Below are 18,547 nucleotides of genomic sequence, written 5' to 3' on the forward strand. Positions count from 1 at the left end.
CGGGCTCGCACTACGGCGTCGGCTAACGCCGCGAACTCGCACCAATGACGTGTCGGTCATCTCGGCGTCGCCGTTCACCTTGTCGCGCATCGTCGTTTCTTCAGGAACACCTGGCCCGCGCGCGGGGTTGGGTTGCTCAGAAGGAGACCAGGCGAACGTTGGCCGAGGCCAGTCGGGCGCTGAGCACGGCAAGGAAAGACTGGTAAAAATGCATGCGGCAGGTCTCGGAAGATTCCTGCAGGGCGCTGCCGCTGATCACTACCAGTTTGGCATCGGCCAGTGCGACAATGTCCGCCCCGCGTCTGGGTGTCGCCTTGCCGATCACCGCCATCTCGCCGAAGCACTCGCCGCAGGTCAGCAGGTCGAGAAGCATGCCGTTCTTGAGCACCTTCAACTCACCTTCGGCGAGGAAATAGAAACAATCGCCGCTATCCCCATCTTCGATGATCATCGTGCCGGGGGAAACGCGGGTCCACTCGGAGAAACGCACGACCTCCCAGATCTCGACATCGGAGAAATCCTCGAAGAAGGCGAAGGAGCGCAGTTTCCCGAACTTTTCCATGTCCGCCATGCGCTCGCTGGACAGAAACAGTTTCCTGCCGCGGAAAGCCTGTGCCAGGTCCTGCGAGAACTCCGCCCAACTGGCGTAACGGTCTGCCAGCTGCTTGCTCATGGCGCGCGTGACGATCGCGTCGAGTGCTGGCGGGATGTCGTTGCGCAGCGTCGAAGGCCGACGCGGTTCGGCGTTGATGATCTGGTAGATCAGGTCATAACTGTTGCGCGCCTGGAACGGCAGTTGTCCGGTCAGCAGTTGGTACATGACGACGCCCAGCGAGTAGATGTCGGTCTGATGATCGAGTGCCTGGTCCTTGACCTGTTGCGGCGACATGTAGGCGGGCGATCCGATGCCCAGGACCAGGGTGCGATCTGGCGAGCCGATGATCGCCGCGCCGAAATCGGAGATCTTGATGTCGCCCTGGTTTGGATCGGTGCTGACGAACAGGATGTTTGCCGGCTTGATGTCGCGATGGGTGATTCCCAATTGGAAAGCGAAATCGAGTGCGCGCGTGCACTTGAAGATGATCTCGACCACGCGTTCGACCGGCAGCAGGCGGTCAGCCGCGCACACCGTATCGAGTGTGCCACCCGCCAGATGTTCCATGACGATGTAGCAGAGATGATCGTCGACCACCGCATCGTAAGTCTGCACGATGTGTGGATGCGACATCTTGCCGATCAGGGTAGCCTCGTTGAGGAAGAGATGGGTGTATAGCCTGCCCCTCTTCGGGTCTCTCAGAATCCCGGGAAAGCCAACCTTGATGGCCACCTCGCGGCGGGTGAAGGGATCACTGCCGAGGTACACGGTCGACGTGGCGCCACGGCCGATCTCCCGCACCAGCTCATACTTGCCGATCTTCTCCATGCCCGAGGCTGGCGCCTAGGCGCGCCGGGCGCGACCGATCGCCGCCATCACCTGTTCTGGTGCCGTGCCGCCGAGGTGCTTGCGGGCCGCGAGAGAACCCTCGACGGTCAGCACGGCAAACACGTCCTGGTCGATCAGGGATGAAAACTGCCGCAGTTCGGCGAGCGAAAGCTGCGCCAGATCAACCCCCAGTTGTTCGGCGCGGCGAACCGCCAGCCCGACCGCTGCGTGCGCATCGCGGAAAGGCAGGCCCTTGCGGGTCAGGTAATCGGCCAGATCGGTGGCGGTGGCGAAGCCCTGACGCAGGGCATTGCGCATGTTTTCCGGGTGGGGCGTGATGCCGGGAATCATTTCGACGAAGATGCGCAGCGTGTCGGTCACCGTGTCGATGGTGTCGAACAGCGGTTCCTTGTCTTCCTGGTTGTCCTTGTTATAGGCCAGGGGCTGGCCCTTCATCAGCGTCAGCAGGGCGGTCAGGTGACCGTACACCCGTCCGCTCTTGCCGCGCGCCAGCTCGGGCACGTCGGGATTCTTCTTTTGCGGCATGATCGAGCTGCCGGTGCAGAAACGATCCGCCAGCCGGATGAATCCGAAGCAGGGGTTCATCCACAACACCAGTTCCTCGGAAAACCGGGAAAGATGCATCATCAACAGGGCGCTGGCGGCGCAGAATTCGATCGCAAAGTCGCGGTCGGACACCGCGTCGAGCGAGTTCTCGCACACCCCGTCGAAGCCCAGCAGATCAGCGACCAGGCGGCGGTCGATCGGATAGGTGGTGCCGGCCAGTGCGGCGGCACCCAGAGGCAGTCGGTTGGTACGCCGCCGGCAGTCGGCAAAACGCTCGGCATCACGCCGGGCCATTTCGAAATAGGCCAGCAGGTGATGGCCAAGAGTGACCGGCTGGGCGACCTGCAGATGCGTGAACCCGGGCAGGGGTGTCGCCGCCTCGCGCTCGGCGAGCTCCAGGAGTCGGGTCTGAAACTCCTCCAGAAGTATGGAGATGTCGTCGATCGAGTCGCGCAGATAGAGGCGAATGTCGGTTGCCACCTGATCGTTGCGCGAGCGGCCGGTGTGCAGCCGTTTGCCGGCATCGCCGATCAGCGCGGTCAGGCGCTTCTCGATGTTCAGGTGGACGTCTTCGAGATCGATCGACCAGACAAAACTGCCGGCTTCTATCTCACTCGCCACCTGCGCCATGCCGCGCTCGATGTCGGCCAGATCGCCGGCGCTGATGATGCCCTGGCGGGCGAGCATGCTGGCATGGGCCAGCGAGGCGCGGATGTCCTGGCGCCACAGGCGACGGTCGAAATTCACCGAGGCCGTGTAGCGCTTGACGAGTTCAGAGGTTGGCTCGGAGAAACGGCCGGCCCAAGTATATTGGGAAGAATCCGATTGGCTCATGAGAGGCAGGTTCCTGGGCTAGAATCACTCGTAGAACCTTGTGCAGGCGCCACTTCGAGTAATGGCAAGTATAAAGCAAAACCTCGCCGATCAGCCGCTGCCCGACTTCCGCAATGCCGGAGTCATGCTGCGCATCCTGCTCGGGGTGAACCTGCTGGCGCTGCTCGCGGCCCTAGTGCAGAGCGAGGGACTGAGCGACAGCCTGCAACATTTCGTCGACCTGGCGGCCTGGGTACAGCCGGTCCTGCTCTTCAATCTGGCGCTACTGGCGCTGCTTGGCAAACTCCTGCAGCGCCCGGCCGTGTGGATCGGGCGGGCGCTGGTGCTGCTGCTGGCGGCCGGCTCGGCAGGGCTGGTCTCCGAGTTCTGGCTCTTCCTGACCTTCGACCAGGGGGGATGGCAGCCTCTGGTGCGGGCCGCCCTGTTCGGCGGAATGGCCGCCGCCTTCATGCTTTCTTACCTCGCCTTGCGCGCCGCCGCCCTTTCGCCGGCACTGGCCGAAGCGCGCCTGCAATCGCTGACCGCGCGTATCCGGCCGCACTTTCTGTTCAACAGCCTGAATGCCGTCATTTCACTGATTCGGCTCGACCCCAGGCGGGCCGAAACGGCGCTCGAGGAGCTCGCCGAGTTGTTTCGCGCCCTGCTGCGCGACCCGCGCGAGCTGGTGCCGCTGGCCGACGAAATCGCCTTGTGTCGGCAGTATCTCGACCTCGAGAAGCTGCGACTGGGAGAGCGCCTGCAGATCGAGTGGGAGCTCGGCGATCCGCCACTCGGTCTCGAGGTGCCGCTACTGCTCTTGCAGCCCCTGCTGGAGAATGCGGTGTATCACGGGATCGAGCCATCCGCTGCCGGCGGCACGATTCGCATTTCCCTGCTGCGGCGTGGCCAGGAACTGCACGTCGAGCTGGCCAATCCGAGCCCTGCCGGGGTCGACCATTCGCGTGGCAACCACATGGCGCTCGCCAACATTCGCGAGCGGCTGGCGCTCTACTATGACCTCGAAGCCCGCCTCGAGGCGGGTGAGCTGACGCTTGTCGATGGTCGGCGGGAGTATCGCGTGCGCATCATCCTGCCTTGCCGCGACCGTTCGCCATGACGTCGACACCAGCGAGCCCGGCCCTGTCGGTGCTGATCGTTGACGACGAAGCACCGGCGCGTGCCCGTTTGCGTGATCTGCTGGCCGATCTGGCGGGCGAGCTGCCCAACCAGGTGATTGCCGAAGCCGAGAACGGCCTGCTCGCCCTCGCGGCGCTCGAAGACCATCCGGTCGACGTGGCGCTGGTCGACATACGGATGCCGCGGATGGACGGCATTGAACTCGCCCGTCACCTCGCGCAGCTCGAAGGGGCGCCGGCGGTGATCTTTGTCACCGCCTTCGACGCCTACGCCGTGCAGGCTTTCGAACTCAACGCGGTGGATTATCTGCTCAAGCCGGTGCGTCTCCAGCGCCTGCTCGCCGCCTTGCACAAGCTGCGCCAAAGCCGGTCATTGACCCCGGCGCAACTGGCGCAACTGCAGCAGTCGGCGCGCAGCCATCTGTCCTGTCACGAACGCGGTCGTCTGCTCCTCGTTCCGGTGGTCGAGATCCTCTATCTCAAGGCCGACCTGAAGTACGTCACGGCGCGTACCCGCGAGCGGGAATACCTGCTCGACGAATCGCTGACCCAGCTCGAACAGGAGTTCGGGCAACAATTCATCCGCCTGCATCGCAGTGCATTGGCTGCCCGCGAAGCGATCGTCGGCTTCGAGAAGAGCGGCCCGGAGGATGCCGAGCCGCAATGGCAGGCGCTCCTGCGCGATATTCCGGAGCGTCTGCCGGTCAGTCGTCGACAGTGGCCGCTGCTCAGATCCTATGCCCGCCAGCTCGGCAGCTGAGCCGGCCGCCAATCGCCGCATCCGGTTGCGGCGGCCGCCGGCCATGCCGGTGACGGGCGGTCTCGGCTCCCGGCCGGAGCTTCTTGACGTTCATCAAGGCAGGCCGGCAGGTGCTGCCTATAATTGCCCGCTCCAGCCACCGGGATTGCCATGATGTTTGCCAGACGCGGGACGCGACTCTTGTGCCTTCTGCTCGCCGGCTGTGCGAGCCTGCCGGCCGCTGCGCTCGATCTCGAGCGGGCCAGGGATATCTACGGCCCCTGCGCGGCCTGTCATGGCGAGTTCGGAGCAGGCGGCAAGAAGGGCGAATATCCGCGTCTCGCCGGTCAGTTGACAAAGTATCTGGAACAGCAGTTGAAGGCGTTTCAGAGTCAGCAGCGCGTCAATCTGCCGATGTATCCCTACACCAAGGAACGCGAACTGCCCGACGAAGACATGAAGCTGGTTTCCGCCTACCTGGCGGGGATCGAACTGCCGACCCGGCAACCGGTTTTCAAGGACAGCGACGGCGCCCTGACGCGCCTGCTGGCGATGGAAAAGGTCATGATCATCCCGCGCGCCGAGGGGAATGTCGAAAACGGCAAGGCGGTCTACGACAAGCAGTGCGCCGCCTGTCACGGCAAGACCGGCAAGGGGCGGGGCATGTTTCCCATGCTCGTCGGGCAATACACCAGTTATCTGAAGAAGCAGATGGACGCCTACCTGAAGGCCGATCGCCCGCACGACGAGGAAGGCGCCCGGGAAGGCGTTCTCTACACGTTGCAGGCGACGGACCTCCAGGATGTCCTGGCCTACCTGACGACGATCCAGGAAGTCCAGCCCTGAGGCTCAGCGGCGCTGCCAGACCTGCCAGCGCTCGCGGCCGGCGAAGACCGGCAGCGACTCCGCAACCGGCCGATCAGCGCGGCGAACGAAGTGCGGCGCCAGCAGGCCGGCCAGTTGCTCGGGCAGGATGCCGAAGGGCGGACCCTTCGGTTCCCCGGAGAAGAAGAAGTAACCGGCCAGCAGGCCGCCGGCAGACAGCAGTTCTGCCACCCGCCGCGCATAGTCCGGCCACAGGTGTCGCGGCAGCGCGCACAGGAAGGCGCGTTCGTAGATCAGGTCATAAGTGGTCCCGGCCGCGAAGGAGAAGAAGTCGGCGCGGAGCAGCCTGCCGCGCCAGGCGTCGCCGAGCGTCGCGCGGGCGGTCTCGATGGCTGCCGCGGAGAAATCGAGGGCCGTCGTTTCCCAGCCCTGCCGATCGAGAAAGGCGGCGTCCCAGGCGCTGCCGCAACCCGGGATGAGGACCCGTGGCGGGTGGGTCGGGGCGCTGCCGGCCGCTGCCGCCTGGTCGCCGGCAGCGGCCGGGGGGTAAGCCAGGGCAAACTCGCGCAGTTCCCGCGGCGCCTGGCCGGCTTCCCACGGGGTGGTGCCGCTGCGGAAGCGCTGATCCCAGAAATCGGCCAGTTCGGGCCGCTGCCCGGCCGGCTTTTCAGACATTTCTCCGTTCTCCTTGCTAAAATCACTGCCGCCCGCACGGCGCCTCTGGCCGCCATGCCGCCTCGCCCGCCGGATGTCCGGCCGATGATCCTTGCCGGAAGCCTGCCGTGATCCCTGCACACCCAGCCCAGTCGCGTATCGTCATCGCCTCGCGTGAATCGCGCCTCGCCTTATGGCAGGCGGAACATGTGCGCGACCGCCTGGCGGAATTGTACCCGCAGAGTGTGGTCGAGATTCTCGGCATGACGACGCGCGGCGATCAGATCCTCGACCGCCCGCTGGCGGCGATCGGTGGCAAGGGTCTGTTCATCAAGGAGCTCGAGGTCGCCATGCAGGAGGGGCGGGCGGATCTCGCCGTGCACTCGATGAAGGACATACCGATGGAAATGCCCACGGGCTTCGTCCTGGCCGCCATCTCGGCGCGTGAGAACCCCTGCGACGCCTTCGTCTCCAGGCGCTTTGCCGGGCTCGACGAACTGCCACCGAATGCCGTGGTCGGCACCTCGAGCCTGCGTCGCGCGGCCGCCCTGCGCGCCCGTCATCCGCAACTGGAGATCCGCAACCTGCGTGGCAACCTCGACACGCGGCTGAGGAAGCTCGATGCCGGCGAGTACGACGCGATCATCCTGGCCGCCGCCGGTCTCATCCGGCTGGGCCTGGCGCAGCGCATCCGCTCGCTGCTGACGCCGGAACAGTCGTTGCCGGCGCCCGGGCAGGGCGTGCTCGGCATCGAGGTGTGCGCGCAGCAGGCCGGCCTGATCGCGCTGGCGGCGCCACTCAACGACGCGATGACGGCGCATTGTGTGCGTGCCGAACGCGCCTTTTCGCGCGCCCTGGGGGGCAGTTGCCAGGTACCGCTGGCGGCCTATGCCGTGCCGGACGCCGCAGGCCTCTGGCTGCGCGGCTGGATCGCCACGCCGGACGGCCGGCAGATGGTTGCCGGCGAGCTGCGCGGTGCCGCGCCGGACGACGAGGCGATCGGCTGCCGCCTGGCGCAGCAGTTGTGTGATCGGGGGGCGGCAGCCATCCTGCGGCTGCTTGCCGCCGGCTGATGACGCTGCCCCTGCGCGGCCGCCGGATCGTCGTCACGCGTCCACGCGCCCAGGCGGCGCAGCTGCTTGCCGCGATCGCCGAGCAGGGCGGCGAGGCGCTGCTCTTTCCGCTGCTCGAGATCTCTCCCGCCCCCGACCCGACGCCCTTGCAGGCGGCGATCGCCGGTCTCGACAGCTACGCGCTGGCCATCTTCATCAGCCCGAACGCCGTTGCTTTCAGTCTGCCCGTCCTGCTCGCCCGGCGCCCGTGGCCGACGACCCTGCGGCGGCTGGCGATCGGCCCGGGCACGGTGACGGCGCTCGCCGGCTACGGCCTCGCCGACACGCTGGCGCCGCAGGAACGCTTCGATTCCGAGGCGCTGCTCGAACTGCCCGAGTTGCAGCCGGCGCGCGTCGCCGGCCGGCGCGTGCTGATCCTGCGCGGTAACGGCGGGCGCGAGCTGCTGGCCGATTCGCTGCGCGAACGCGGTGCCACCGTCGATCCGGTGACCTGCTACCAGCGCAGCGCGCCGGCCACTGCCGGACCCTTGCCGGAGCTCTGGCGCCGCGGGCAGCTCGACGCCCTGACGATCTCGTCGAGCGAGGGTTTGCGCAATCTCTGCGCGCTGCTCGACGAGCCGGCGCGCCAGTCTCTGCAGACGACGCCGGTCTTCGTGCCCCATCGGCGAATTGCCGAACTGGCGCGGTCGCTCGGCCTGCAGCAGGTCATCCCGACCGGCCCGGCCGATGCCGGGATCATGGCGGCGCTCGGCGCGTTTGCCTGGCCGCGCCGATGAACGACGAGCGCGCCGCGCCCGCGCCGCGCGCACCGGCTTCTCCCGCCGGGTCGCGGCCGGTGTGGCGCAATCCGTCGCTGCTGCTTGCCGTGGCGCTCGGACTGGCCGCCTGGCAGGGGGTGGAAACCCGGCTGCAGCTTGGCGAAACCCAGCAGGAGCTGGCCCGTCGCCTGGCCGAGAGCGAGTCGGTCGTCCTGGAAAGTCGCGCCCTGGCGAAACAGTCACAGGAGGAACTGGCGGTCGTTCTCGGCCGTCTCGGTGCGCTGGAGGCGAAGATTGCCGAATCACAGAGCCAGCAGGCGATGCTCGAGGAGCTCTACCAGGGGCTGGCGCGCAGCCGCGACGAGTGGGCCCTGGCCGAGGTCGAGCAGGGCGTCACCCTGGCCGCGCAGCAGTTGCAACTGGCCGGCAACGTACACGGCGCGGTGCTCGCCCTGCAGACCGCCGACGCCCGGCTGGCGGGCAGCAGTCGTCCGCAGTTCATCAGCCTGCGCAAGGTCCTGGGACGCGACCTCGACCGGCTGCGCGCCCTGCCGCAGGTCGACGTGGCCGGCATGAACCTGCGCCTGGAGAGCGTCATCAACGCGATCGACACCCTGCCGCTGGCGGTCGAAGGGCGTCCCCGGGTGAACCAGACGAAGCCGGAAGCGGTCGCTCCGGCGCCCGGGGAAAACGCCTCGCCGCTCGGTCTGCAGTTCTGGCAGCGACTCGGCGGCGAGTTCTGGAACGAGTTGCGGGGGTTGGTCCGCATCCAGCGCTTCGACCGTGAAGAGCCGCTCCTGCTCGCCCCCGGGCAGGCTTTCTTCCTGCGCGAAAATCTCAAGCTGCGCCTGCTCAACGCCCGCCTGGCCCTGCTGGCGCGCGATCAATGGACCTTCCGCAACGAACTCAGGCATGCCCAGGCGTGGCTCGATCGCCACTTCGACGCGCGCCATGCCGCGCTGCAGACCGCGCAGGGCGCCCTGCAACAACTGGCCTCGACCGAGATCAACATCGAACTGCCGACGCTCAACGAGAGCCTGGCGGCGATCAAGACCTTCCGGCTGGGCAGGGAGAACCGGTGAGGCGAATCCTCTGGCTGCTCGCCCTCGGCGCGCTGGCGGTCGCCATCTCACTGCTGGCGCGTTACAACGAGGGCTATCTGCTGCTGGTCCTGCCGCCCTATCGTGCCGAGCTCTCGCTCAACCTGGCGCTACTCCTCATCCTGCTCGTCTTCGTGCTGCTCCATGCGCTCTTGCGCGGCATCGTGCACGGCCTTGCACTGCCGGCTCGGGTACGCCGGTTCCGCGCCCGTCGCCGCCAGGAGAAGGCGGCGGCCGCCTGGCGCGACGCCCTGCGCCGCTTGTTCGAGGGACGTTTCGCGCAGGCCCTGAAGAAGGCCGGCGAGGCGCATGCCACCGGCCATTGGCCCGCTCTGGCCGCACTCCTGGCGGCGCATGCCGCGCAGCAACTCGGTGCTCCGGACAAGGCGAAGGCCTGGCTCGACCGCGCTCGCCATGACGACCCGCAGATGGCGGTGGCGCAACTCATGCTGGAAGCCGAGGGGCAGCTCGCCGGGCGCGATTTCCTGCCCGCGCTGGCGACGCTGCAGCGCCTGCAGTGCCTCGCCGGCCGCCACATCGCGGCGCTGCGCCTCGAACTGCGCGCGCAGCAGGGTTGCGGCAACTGGCCAGAGGTCCTGCGCCTGGTGCGCCGGCTCGAAAAGCGCGGCGCCCTGCCGGCCGAGCTGGCGCAGGAACTCAGGTTCAAGGCCCATCGGGAGAACATCCGCCAGCAGCGCGCCGACCGCGGGCAGTTGCTCGAATACCTGCGCCGGCTACCGGCCAGGGAAAACAGCGCGCGCCTGACGCACCTGCTCGCCGAAGCGCTGCTCGAAAACGGGGCGGTCGATGAGGCACAACAGTTGATCGAGGATCAGCTCACCGTGCAGTGGGATGCGGGGCTGCTCGGCCTCTACGGTCGACTGCCGGGCAGCGACCCGGGCCGCGGCATCGCGCGCGGCGAAAGCTGGCTGCCCGAACACCCGGACGATGCGCCGTTGCTGCTCGCCCTGGGGCGCCTCTGTCTGGCGCAACGTCTGTGGGGGAAGGCGCAGAGCTATCTCGAAGCGTCGCTCGCGCTGGCCGAGCAGCGCGAGGTGCGGCTCGCACTGGCGCGCCTCTGCGAGCAGAGCGGCCGCCCCGCAGAGGCGTTGCCGCATTACCGGGCGGCGGCCGGGCTGCCGCCCTGAACGAACGGTCTGGCCGGTCGCCCCGGCGCGCCGCCGCACTACACCCAGTCGCGCGGCCGGAGCGCCTCGTACAGCTCGGCCTCGGCGCTGCCGGCGGCCGGCCGCCAGTCGTAGCGCCACTTGACGAGCGGGGGCAGCGACATCAGGATCGATTCGCTGCGTCCGCCCGACTGCAGCCCGAACAGCGTGCCGCGATCCCAGAGCAGGTTGAACTCGACGTAGCGCCCGCGCCGGTAGGCCTGAAAGTCGCGTTCGCGTTCGCCATAAGGAGTTGCCTGCCGTCGCTCGAGCAGCGGCAGATAGGCTTTTGCAAAGGCATCGCCCACCGCCCGGGTCAGCGCGAAGCAGCGTTCGAAGCCCCCTTCGTTCAGATCGTCGAAAAAGACGCCGCCGACGCCGCGGGCTTCGTTGCGGTGCTTGAGGAAGAAGTACTCGTCGCACCATTTCTTGTAGCGCGCGTGGCAGTCGTCGCCAAAGGGCTGCAGCGCCTGCCGGCAGGTGGCGTGGAAGTGCCGGATGTCGTCGACGAAGGGATAGTAGGGCGTCAGATCCATGCCGCCGCCAAACCACCAGACCGGTTCGGCAGCGGGGCGGGTGGCGAGCAACGCCCGCACGTTCATGTGCGCCGTCGGGCAATACGGGTTTTCCGGGTGGAGGACCAGCGAAACGCCCATCGCCGTGAAGGAGCGGCCGGCGAGTTCGGGGCGTCTGGCGGTCGCCGAAGCCGGCAATGCGGCGCCGCTGACCTGCGAGAAGGCGATCCCCCCGCGCTCGAAGACGCGGCCGCCTTCGATGATGCAGGTGCAGCCGCTGCCGGCCAGTGGCGAGCCGGCTTCCTTCTCCCAGTGATCGGCGCGGAAACGCCCGCCGCCACTGCCCTCGAGCGCTTCGGCGGCGGCCACCAGCCGCTCCTGCAGAGCGCTGAAGTAATCCCTGAGCTGGTCCGGATCGATCGGCGCCGGTCCGTCGCTGGCGGCGGCTCGATGCGCTGCGTCGTCGTTCATCGGTTGGCGGCGCGGTGCCCGATGTCGCGGCGATACTGCATGCCGTCGAAGTGGATGCCGGCGATCAGGTCGTAGGCGCGCTTCTGCGCCTGGCGGATGTTGTCGGAGAGCGTCGTGACGCACAGGACGCGGCCTCCCGCGGTGACGATCCGGCCCTCCTGTTCGGCCGTCCCGGCATGAAAGACATGGCTGTCCTCGCTGCCCTTCGGCAGTCCGCCGATCGGGTCGCCGAGGCGCGGCCGGTCGGGATAATTGGCCGCCGCCAGCACCACGCCGAGGGCGACGCGCCGATCCCAACTGGCTTCGACCAGGTTGAGCCGGCCGCTCAGCGCCTGCTCGATCAGATGCAGCAGATCGGACTTCAGGCGCATCATGATCGGCTGGGTTTCCGGATCGCCGAGGCGGCAGTTGAACTCGACCGTTTTCACCGACCCGTCCTTGCCGACCATCAGGCCGGCGTAGAGGAAGCCGCTGTAGGGCATGCCGTCGGCCGCCATGCCGCGCACCGTCGGCAGGATGATTTCGCGCATGGCGCGCGCATGCACCTCCGGCGTCACCACCGGGGCCGGCGAGTAGGCGCCCATGCCGCCGGTGTTGGGACCGCTGTCGCCGTCGCCGATCCGCTTGTGATCCTGGCTCGAAGCGAGCGGCAGCACGTTCCTGCCATCGACCATGACGATGAAGCTGGCCTCCTCGCCGACGAGGAATTCCTCGATCACGACGCGCGGCGCATCGCCTGCACCGGCTTGCGGCTGGCCGGCGGGCGGCAGCATGCGGTCGATGGCGGCGTGTGCCTCGGGCAGGGAAGTGGCCACCACCACCCCCTTGCCGGCGGCCAGCCCGTCCGCCTTGATGACGATCGGCGCGCCTTCCCGATCGACGTGGGCGTGCGCCGCGGCGCGCTCGCTGAAGGTGGCGAAGCGCGCCGTCGGGATTTTGTGCCGGAGCATGAAACGTTTGGCAAAGTCCTTCGAACTCTCGAGCTGGGCGGCTTCCCGGGTGGGACCGAAGATCTTCAGGCCGCGTTCCCGAAAGAGGTTGACGATGCCCGCCGCCAGCGGCGCTTCGGGACCGACGACGGTGAGCCGGATGTTCTCGCGGGCGGCGAAGTCGGCCAGTGCCGATGGGTCGGTGAGGGGCAGGTTTTCCATTTCGTGCTCACGCGCCGTGCCGGCGTTGCCCGGGGCAACGAAGATCTTCTGCACTCCGGGCGTCCTTGCCAGGCGCCAGGCGAGGGCGTGTTCGCGACCGCCAGAACCGATGACCAGCAACTTCATGAGGATCCTTTCACTGCGAGGTCGCCCGCCGGCCGGCCGCCGGCGGTGGAGAGCTCCGGCGCCGGCCCTGGCAGCATCGGATCAATGCCGGAAGTGGCGGGCACCGGTAAACACCATCGCCAGACCATGCTCGTCGGCGGCGCTGATCACTTCCTCGTCGCGCAGCGAGCCTCCCGGCTGGATCACCGAGGTGGCACCCGCGGCGGCGAGCACATCGATGCCGTCGCGGAAGGGGAAGAAGGCATCCGAGGCGACACACGAGCCAGCCAGCGCGAGTCCGGCCTGCTGCGCCTTGCTCACCGCGATGCGCGTCGAATCGACGCGGCTCATCTGCCCGGCACCCACGCCGAGCGTCATGCCGCGGCCGCAGAAGACGATCGCGTTGGACTTGACGAATTTGGCGACGCGATAGGCGAACAGCAGGTCGTCGATCTGCTCGGCGCTCGGCGCCAGTTTGCTCACCACCCTGAGGTCCGCCGCCTGGACGTTGAAACGGTCGGGTGTCTGCAGCAGCAGGCCGCCGCCGACGCGCTTCATTTCGTAGGCGTGATAGATCCTGGCCAGGGGCAGTTCGAGGACGCGCAGGTTCTGCTTGCCGGCCAGCATCTCGCGGGCGGCGTCGGTGAAGGACGGGGCGAGGAGGACCTCGACGAAATGCTTGCGGGCATTCATGGCCGCCACCACCTCGCCGTCCACCGTGCCGTTGAAGGCGATGATGCCGCCGAAGGCCGAGGTCGAGTCGGTCTGGAAGGCCTTTTCGTAAGCCGCGACCAGATGCGCATCGACCGCCACGCCGCAGGGGTTGGCGTGCTTGATGATGACGCAGGCCGGCGCCGTGAAGGTCTTGACGCACTCCCAGGCGGCATCGGCATCGGCGATGTTGTTGTACGACAGCTCCTTGCCCTGCAGTTGCCGGTAGTTGGCGATCGCCCCGGCGAGCGGCGTCGGGTCGCGGTAGAAGGCCGCCTGCTGATGCGGATTCTCGCCGTAGCGCAGCGTCTCGACACGATCGAAGGCGAGCTGCAACTGGTCCGGGAAGGCTTGCGGCTGGTTTGCCCCATCGAGCGCCGTCAGCCAGTTGGCGATCGCCGCATCGTAACGCGCGGTATGCACGAAAGCCTTCTTGGCCAGCGCAAAGCGGGTGCCGAGGCTCAGTTCGCCAGCGTTCTCGGCCATTTCGGCGAGCACTGCCGGGTAATCTTCAGGGTCGGTGAGGACGGCCACCCCGGCATGGTTCTTGGCCGCCGAACGGAGCATCGCCGGGCCGCCGATGTCGATGTTCTCGATCGCCTCGTCGAGCGTCACGTCGGCTCTGGCGACGGTTTCGCGGAAGGGGTAGAGATTGACGCAAACCAGATCGATGGTCGGGATGTCGTGTTGCGCCAGCGTGTCCAGGTGTCCGGGCAGGTCGCGCCGCGCCAGGATGCCGGCGTGCACCTTCGGGTGCAGCGTCTTGACGCGGCCGTCGAGCATTTCCGGAAAGCCCGTGTAATCGCTCACCTCGGTCACCGGCAGGCCGGCGTCGCGCAGCATTTGGGCGGTGCCGCCGGTGGACAGCAGCCGGACGCCCTGGGCGACCAGCCCGCTGGCGAACTTGAGGGCACCATTCTTGTTGGAGAGACTGAGCAGAGCTTGACGGATTTTCATGGGAGCCGATAAGGAAGGTGGAAAGGAAGCGGCGGGGGCGGTTCAGCCGATCAGCTTGTGGTCGACCAGTTTCTTGTGCAGGGTGTTGCGGTTGATGCCCAGGATCTCGGCGGCCAGGGTCTGGTTGCCGCCGGTCTGCGTCAGGACGACCTCGAACATCGGTCGTTCGACGTGCCGGATGACCATCGCGTAGACCGCTGCCGGCTTTTCGCCCTCCAGCGCGTGAAAGTAGTTCTCCAGCGCCTTGCGGACGCAGGTCGCGATGTCTCCATGATCATCATCACTGTGCTTCATGCGGCGAGCTCCTCGATGGCTGCGGGGCCGGTGGCCGGGTCGTCGGGGTCGGTGACCGGAGAGGGCAGATACTCGTCGTGCTCGGCCAGTCCGGTGAAGAAATCATCCACCGCCTGCCTTTGCCCTTCGACGGTCGGCAACTGGTTCATCCGGTGCCGGAAAGCCGCCGAGCCGAGCAGCCCCCTGGTGTACCACGAAATATGTTTGCGCGCGATGCCGACGCCGGGCGCGCGACCGTAGAACAGATAGAGATCGTCGAGGTGGGCGAGCAGCACCTGATGAATCTCGCTGACGCGCGGCGGCGGCAGAGGTTCGCCGGTGTTCAGGAAATGCTCGATCTCGCGAAACAGCCACGGCCGCCCCTGCGCTGCGCGGCCGATCATCACGGCGTCGGCGCCGCTGCTGTCGAGCACCTGTTTCGCCTTCTCGGGCGAAGCGATGTCGCCGTTGGCGATCACCGGGATGCCTGCCGCGGCCTTGACCTGGCGGATCGTCTCGTACTCGGCGTGGCCGCTGTAGCCGCAGGCGCGCGTCCGGCCATGCAGCGCCAGCGCGCGGATGCCGGACTGCTCGGCGATCCGCAGGATGCGCAGGGCGTTGCGGTGTTCGCGGTCCCAGCCGGTGCGCATCTTCAGCGTCACCGGGGTCGCCGGCACGGCGGCGACCACCGCCTCGAGAATCCGGGCGACCAGCGGCTCGTCGCGGAGCAGCGCCGAACCGGCCATCACGTTGCAGATTTTCCTGGCCGGACAACCCATGTTGATGTCGATGATCTGCGCCCCGCGGTCGACGTTGTAACGCGCCGCGTCGGCCATCAGCGCCGGGTCGGCGCCGGCGATCTGCACCGCGATCGGCGCCACCTCGCCGGTATGGTCGGCGCGCCGCCGGGTTTTCATGCTGCCGTAGAGCAGCGAGTTCGAGGTGACCATCTCGGACACCGCCAGAGCCGCCCCCATGCGCTTGCAGAGCTGCCGGAAAGGGCGATCGGTGACGCCCGCCATGGGCGCGACAAATAGCTGGTTGCGAAGCGAAAAACCGAGGAACTGCATGGCCGTGAGCGGGTGGGGCGGGCGAGGGAAGGGAAGGATTCTACCCCGAACGCGGGCGTGAAAACAGACGCTTCCTGCTTTCAGCGAGCCCCTGACGGTGCGTCGCGAGCGGCCGGCCGTTGCGGCCCGGTGCGGGTCATCCCGCCGCCCCTGACCGGGCAGGCGACCGCCCTGTCCGCCGCCCTTCCGGCGTCGCGCTTCCCCGGGCCGCGGAGAAGGCGCCGGCGCCCGGAGTCGCCAGACACGCGTCCGGGTTCGGCCTGCACGTTCCCGGGTTCGGCTGACACCTGTCCGCGTTCGGCTTGCACGCCTCCGGGGTCGTCTGACACGCCTCCGGGTTCGATTTACCCATTCCCGGATTAACCTGACACGCGTCCGGGTTCGGCTTGCACGCCCCCGGATTGGCCTGACACGCCTCCGGGTTCGATTTACCCATTCCCGGATTGACCTGACACGCGTCCGGGATCGGCTTGCACGTCTCCGGATTGGCCTGACACGCTTCCGGGATCGGTCTGCCTCTTCCCGCCGTCGTCTGCCAACCGTTGTTCACAGCGGCCGGCGGACCGACAGCGCGCCACGCACCTCGCCGACGGCGTAACCGGTGGCGCGATCCTGCGGGTAATCCCTGGCCAGTGCCGCCTTGAGGTCGGGCGACAGCGTGTCCGCCGGGCCGTGGCAGCTCAGGCAGACCTCGGCCACCGGCAGCGCCTTCAGGTAGCGGTAACTGCGCTGGCCGTCCGCCGCGACGACGATCGCGCCGACCTCGAGCTGCTCGGCCCTGGCGCCGTTGGCGACCTGGATGTCGAAGTCGGCGAGTTGCCGCGCTTCCCAGGCGTCGGGTGTGCCGGTCGCCGGATGGCGCGTCCTGAGGCTGACCCGGCGGATGTCCCAGCCGGTCTGCTGGCGCATTTCCTGCAGGAGTGCGGGCGCCTTTTCCTTGCACACCGGGATCGCACCGACCGCCCCCTGCTCCTTGACGGCTGCCTGCATCGCCCCGATCACCCTGGGCAGGACCGGCAGCGCCGTCTTGCGGGTCTCGTCGAGCAGGGTGTTGCCGTCCTGCGCCCGGACGGTCTGGGCGGCGGCGAGCGACAGGCAGGAAAGGATGACGGCGGCAGTTTTCATCACGATATCTCCGGTGGTGTATAAGTCGGGCCTAATATAGCACCTTCACCGTCGTCGCGTCATCTGCCGCTGGCGCTCCCGCATGCTCCGATGCTCCCGGCGCGGTCGTCACGAACGGCGCCGGACGAGCGTTCAGGCCGGTTGCCGACTTGCCGCAGGGCGGTCCGGAGGGACACGGCAGTGCGCTCAGGCGGCTTGTCGGGCGGAGTCGATCAGCGTGGTGGCGAGGCGTTCCTGCAACGCGCGGGACTCGGCGAGGTCGGCCTTGAGGCGGTCGACGAGGGCCAGCAGTTGATCGACCTTGGTGACGATGCGGTGTTGTTCGGGAAGCGGGGGAACGGGAAACGGGCAGGATTTCAACTGCGTCATATTGATCGAAGCCAAGTTGGTTGTCTGTTTCGACGATGCCGCAAAATATGCCCGAGCTGGAGCAGAGTTCAAATACATCTCCGTCCAACGACTGCACCATTCAGCGGACAAGGGACGTGCCCTGAAAACATGGTTTTGATGGAGACACTCTGGGATTTCGCCGCGCCAGATCGCCGTTCTTCCAACCTTGTCCCAGTCTCCCCCTTCGGTAATCAACAAGTCGCCGCTTTCAAGTCTGTACTTGGCAAGTTCAACTGCGGGGACTTCGAGCGACTTCATGTGGTCTAGCAGCAATTTCCCGCGCTGCACGTTGGCAACCCTGAGATAGGGCCGGGATACGGCATTGCGATCAGCGAGTTTTCTGCCGAGCGTTACTCCGCCTGAGATTGCGAGTAATTCATCCAATCGTCGCCATGTCCATTCTTTTGGAGCCGAAAATGGCAGCTCGCCCTCCGCGACGGGTAACGACACCAATATTTTTTTGCAAGCTCCTTTCGCCTCCAATCGCGCACGCTCCTGCGCAATCCGCTTGAGCAGTTCGCTTGCCGGTTCGTCGTTCGGGTCTTGCGGGACCAGCTTGCCCATCACGGCGAGCTGGAGGATGGTTTGCTTGAGGGCGTCGAGGCTGGATTCGCTGGTGAACAGGGTGGCGAAGTGTTCGGCGACGCGCTGCCAGTGGGCGGCGAGTTCGGCGGCGTCGGCGCTTTGGGTGAGCGTGCCGAGCAGGGTTGCGACGAGCCTGGCGTGCGCCGTTTCGGCGTCCGCCTGTTCCGCTTCGAGCCAGTCGCAGAGGGCCATCAGTTCATCGACCTTGGCGACGATGCGGTGTTGTTCGGCGAGAGGCGGGAGCGGAATCGGTAGCTCTCTTACCTTGTCGGCATTCAGGTTCATAACGACAGCTCCCGCCGCCGCAATCACGAATAGTTTGCGAACAAATGGCGACGAGAGCAACGTGTAAAGGTAGTCTTTGTTGAGAGAATTCGGCGGACTAATTCTCAGCCATCCGTCGTGTATGCACCCTTCAATCTGAGTTATGTAAGGGCGCCCAAAACTCATTGAGTTTGTGAGCAGAAAATCGCCTGGATAGACCATTCGGGTTTTCGTCAGGCCTTCTCGGCGAATCTTTTCGTTGGTCGACGTGATGTACTTTCCGCCTATGTCTGTGTCTCCAATCTTGATCCAGTTCAACCCGTCTGGATCGTTGGTCAGAAAAGACTTTATTGGACGTGGCGAGCCACCGCGTTCGATTTCAGCGATGTTCCCGAACCGTTCCCATTCCCATCCGTTTGGTAGATCAAACGGCCAGTCTCTTGGAGCAGAAAGTGGTGTTTGCTCGATTTTTTTGCGAGTTGCACCTGCCTCCAGCCGCGCCCGTTCCTTGGCAATTCGCTTGAGCAGTTCGCTCGCCGGTTCGTCGTTCGGGTCTTGCGGCACCAGCTTGCCGCGCACCGCCAGTTCGAGAATCAGCCCGCGCAGTTTCCGGATGCCGTCGGGCGCGGTGGCGATGAGGTCAAGGTGGCCTGGGAGGTCTGCGCGACGGACGGTC

General features: G+C 66.7%; 17 protein-coding genes. 7 read left to right on the plus strand and 10 right to left on the minus strand.

The genetic code is table 11. The annotated features are described in order from the left end of the window. Positions 1-136: 136 nt before the first annotated feature. Together JNK99_RS00905 and argH are read right to left on the minus strand one after the other, a co-directional pair. On the minus strand, positions 137-1,423 hold the full coding sequence (locus tag JNK99_RS00905; RefSeq protein ID WP_291847265.1) for a serine/threonine-protein kinase: 1,287 nt from the start codon (positions 1,421-1,423) through the stop codon (positions 137-139). A 15-nt stretch (positions 1,424-1,438) separates the two neighbouring features. Then, on the minus strand, positions 1,439-2,824 hold the full coding sequence (argH, locus tag JNK99_RS00910; RefSeq protein ID WP_291847267.1) for an argininosuccinate lyase: 1,386 nt from the start codon (positions 2,822-2,824) through the stop codon (positions 1,439-1,441). Between the two features lie 61 nt (positions 2,825-2,885). Between argH and JNK99_RS00915 the strand changes: the two genes are divergently transcribed. The 3 genes from JNK99_RS00915 to JNK99_RS00925 all read left to right on the plus strand — a co-directional run bounded on the left by JNK99_RS00915 (position 2,886) and on the right by JNK99_RS00925 (position 5,524). Continuing rightward, positions 2,886-3,920 (plus strand): histidine kinase, encoded by a 1,035-nt coding sequence (locus tag JNK99_RS00915; protein ID WP_291847268.1) that lies wholly within the window; start codon positions 2,886-2,888, stop codon positions 3,918-3,920. Continuing rightward, a complete protein-coding gene (locus JNK99_RS00920) occupies positions 3,917-4,699 on the plus strand; it encodes a LytTR family DNA-binding domain-containing protein (protein ID WP_291847271.1) in 783 nt (260 codons plus the stop codon). The genes JNK99_RS00915 and JNK99_RS00920 overlap by 4 nt, the downstream gene beginning before the upstream one ends. 150 nt (positions 4,700-4,849) lie before the next feature. Next, complete coding sequence (locus JNK99_RS00925; protein WP_291847274.1) at positions 4,850-5,524, plus strand: c-type cytochrome; 675 nt, start codon at positions 4,850-4,852, stop codon at positions 5,522-5,524. 3 nt (positions 5,525-5,527) lie between these two features. Here the strand turns inward: JNK99_RS00925 and JNK99_RS00930 are convergent, their stop codons facing one another. After that, on the minus strand, positions 5,528-6,178 hold the full coding sequence (locus tag JNK99_RS00930) for a methyltransferase domain-containing protein (protein ID WP_291847276.1): 651 nt from the start codon (positions 6,176-6,178) through the stop codon (positions 5,528-5,530). Between the two features lie 107 nt (positions 6,179-6,285). Between JNK99_RS00930 and hemC the strand changes: the two genes are divergently transcribed. Genes hemC through JNK99_RS00950 form a run of 4 tightly spaced genes read left to right on the plus strand, consistent with a single transcriptional unit; the run spans position 6,286 to position 10,236 of the window. Further along, positions 6,286-7,230 (plus strand): hydroxymethylbilane synthase, encoded by a 945-nt coding sequence (gene hemC, locus JNK99_RS00935; protein ID WP_291847279.1) that lies wholly within the window; start codon positions 6,286-6,288, stop codon positions 7,228-7,230. Next, complete coding sequence (locus tag JNK99_RS00940) at positions 7,230-8,006, plus strand: uroporphyrinogen-III synthase (protein WP_291847282.1); 777 nt, start codon at positions 7,230-7,232, stop codon at positions 8,004-8,006. The genes hemC and JNK99_RS00940 overlap by 1 nt, the downstream gene beginning before the upstream one ends. Further along, a complete protein-coding gene (locus JNK99_RS00945; protein ID WP_291847285.1) occupies positions 8,003-9,070 on the plus strand; it encodes a uroporphyrinogen-III C-methyltransferase in 1,068 nt (355 codons plus the stop codon). Before JNK99_RS00940 ends, JNK99_RS00945 begins: the two co-directional genes overlap by 4 nt. Then, positions 9,067-10,236 carry a heme biosynthesis HemY N-terminal domain-containing protein gene (locus JNK99_RS00950; protein ID WP_291847288.1) on the plus strand — a complete coding sequence of 390 codons (1,170 nt, stop codon included), beginning with the start codon at positions 9,067-9,069 and terminating at the stop codon, positions 10,234-10,236. Before JNK99_RS00945 ends, JNK99_RS00950 begins: the two co-directional genes overlap by 4 nt. Before the next feature lie 38 nt (positions 10,237-10,274). Here JNK99_RS00950 and hemF read toward each other — a convergent pair whose 3' ends face one another. From hemF to JNK99_RS00985, 7 genes are all read right to left on the minus strand, one after another. Continuing rightward, on the minus strand, positions 10,275-11,240 hold the full coding sequence (gene hemF, locus JNK99_RS00955; protein ID WP_291847290.1) for an oxygen-dependent coproporphyrinogen oxidase: 966 nt from the start codon (positions 11,238-11,240) through the stop codon (positions 10,275-10,277). Beyond that, positions 11,237-12,517: a phosphoribosylamine--glycine ligase gene (gene purD / locus JNK99_RS00960; protein ID WP_291847293.1), complete on the minus strand. Its 1,281-nt coding sequence runs from the start codon at positions 12,515-12,517 to the stop codon at positions 11,237-11,239. Before purD ends, hemF begins: the two co-directional genes overlap by 4 nt. An 81-nt stretch (positions 12,518-12,598) precedes the next feature. After that, positions 12,599-14,164: a bifunctional phosphoribosylaminoimidazolecarboxamide formyltransferase/IMP cyclohydrolase gene (gene purH, locus JNK99_RS00965; RefSeq protein WP_291847296.1), complete on the minus strand. Its 1,566-nt coding sequence runs from the start codon at positions 14,162-14,164 to the stop codon at positions 12,599-12,601. A gap of 42 nt (positions 14,165-14,206) precedes the next feature. After that, a complete protein-coding gene (locus JNK99_RS00970; protein WP_291847299.1) occupies positions 14,207-14,458 on the minus strand; it encodes a helix-turn-helix domain-containing protein in 252 nt (83 codons plus the stop codon). Continuing rightward, positions 14,455-15,507, minus strand: coding sequence for a tRNA dihydrouridine synthase DusB (gene dusB / locus JNK99_RS00975; RefSeq protein ID WP_291847302.1), 1,053 nt, complete (start codon positions 15,505-15,507; stop codon positions 14,455-14,457). Before dusB ends, JNK99_RS00970 begins: the two co-directional genes overlap by 4 nt. A gap of 546 nt (positions 15,508-16,053) precedes the next feature. Continuing rightward, positions 16,054-16,632: a DUF3365 domain-containing protein gene (locus JNK99_RS00980; protein ID WP_291847305.1), complete on the minus strand. Its 579-nt coding sequence runs from the start codon at positions 16,630-16,632 to the stop codon at positions 16,054-16,056. A 186-nt stretch (positions 16,633-16,818) separates the two neighbouring features. Further along, on the minus strand, positions 16,819-18,547 hold a 1,729-nt coding region (locus JNK99_RS00985), incomplete at its 5' end, for a restriction endonuclease subunit S (protein WP_291847308.1).

It is taken from the genome of Accumulibacter sp., from assembly GCF_016789985.1.
In the GTDB taxonomy this organism is placed as follows: Bacteria; Pseudomonadota; Gammaproteobacteria; order Burkholderiales; family Rhodocyclaceae; genus Accumulibacter.

What these genes read in the sequence shown, in the direction of transcription:
- JNK99_RS00905 (WP_291847265.1), bottom strand. Translation starts at nt 1,423, where the DNA reads ATGGAGAAGATCGGCAAGTATGAGCTGGTGCGGGAGATCGGCCGTGGC.
- argH (WP_291847267.1), bottom strand. Translation starts at nt 2,824, where the DNA reads ATGAGCCAATCGGATTCTTCCCAATATACTTGGGCCGGCCGTTTCTCC.
- JNK99_RS00915 (WP_291847268.1), top strand. Translation starts at nt 2,886, where the DNA reads ATGGCAAGTATAAAGCAAAACCTCGCCGATCAGCCGCTGCCCGACTTC.
- JNK99_RS00920 (WP_291847271.1), top strand. Translation starts at nt 3,917, where the DNA reads ATGACGTCGACACCAGCGAGCCCGGCCCTGTCGGTGCTGATCGTTGAC.
- JNK99_RS00925 (WP_291847274.1), top strand. Translation starts at nt 4,850, where the DNA reads ATGATGTTTGCCAGACGCGGGACGCGACTCTTGTGCCTTCTGCTCGCC.
- JNK99_RS00930 (WP_291847276.1), bottom strand. Translation starts at nt 6,178, where the DNA reads ATGTCTGAAAAGCCGGCCGGGCAGCGGCCCGAACTGGCCGATTTCTGG.
- JNK99_RS00940 (WP_291847282.1), top strand. Translation starts at nt 7,230, where the DNA reads ATGACGCTGCCCCTGCGCGGCCGCCGGATCGTCGTCACGCGTCCACGC.
- JNK99_RS00945 (WP_291847285.1), top strand. Translation starts at nt 8,003, where the DNA reads ATGAACGACGAGCGCGCCGCGCCCGCGCCGCGCGCACCGGCTTCTCCC.
- hemF (WP_291847290.1), bottom strand. Translation starts at nt 11,240, where the DNA reads ATGAACGACGACGCAGCGCATCGAGCCGCCGCCAGCGACGGACCGGCG.
- purD (WP_291847293.1), bottom strand. Translation starts at nt 12,517, where the DNA reads ATGAAGTTGCTGGTCATCGGTTCTGGCGGTCGCGAACACGCCCTCGCC.
- purH (WP_291847296.1), bottom strand. Translation starts at nt 14,164, where the DNA reads ATGAAAATCCGTCAAGCTCTGCTCAGTCTCTCCAACAAGAATGGTGCC.
- JNK99_RS00970 (WP_291847299.1), bottom strand. Translation starts at nt 14,458, where the DNA reads ATGAAGCACAGTGATGATGATCATGGAGACATCGCGACCTGCGTCCGC.
- dusB (WP_291847302.1), bottom strand. Translation starts at nt 15,507, where the DNA reads ATGCAGTTCCTCGGTTTTTCGCTTCGCAACCAGCTATTTGTCGCGCCC.
- JNK99_RS00980 (WP_291847305.1), bottom strand. Translation starts at nt 16,632, where the DNA reads ATGAAAACTGCCGCCGTCATCCTTTCCTGCCTGTCGCTCGCCGCCGCC.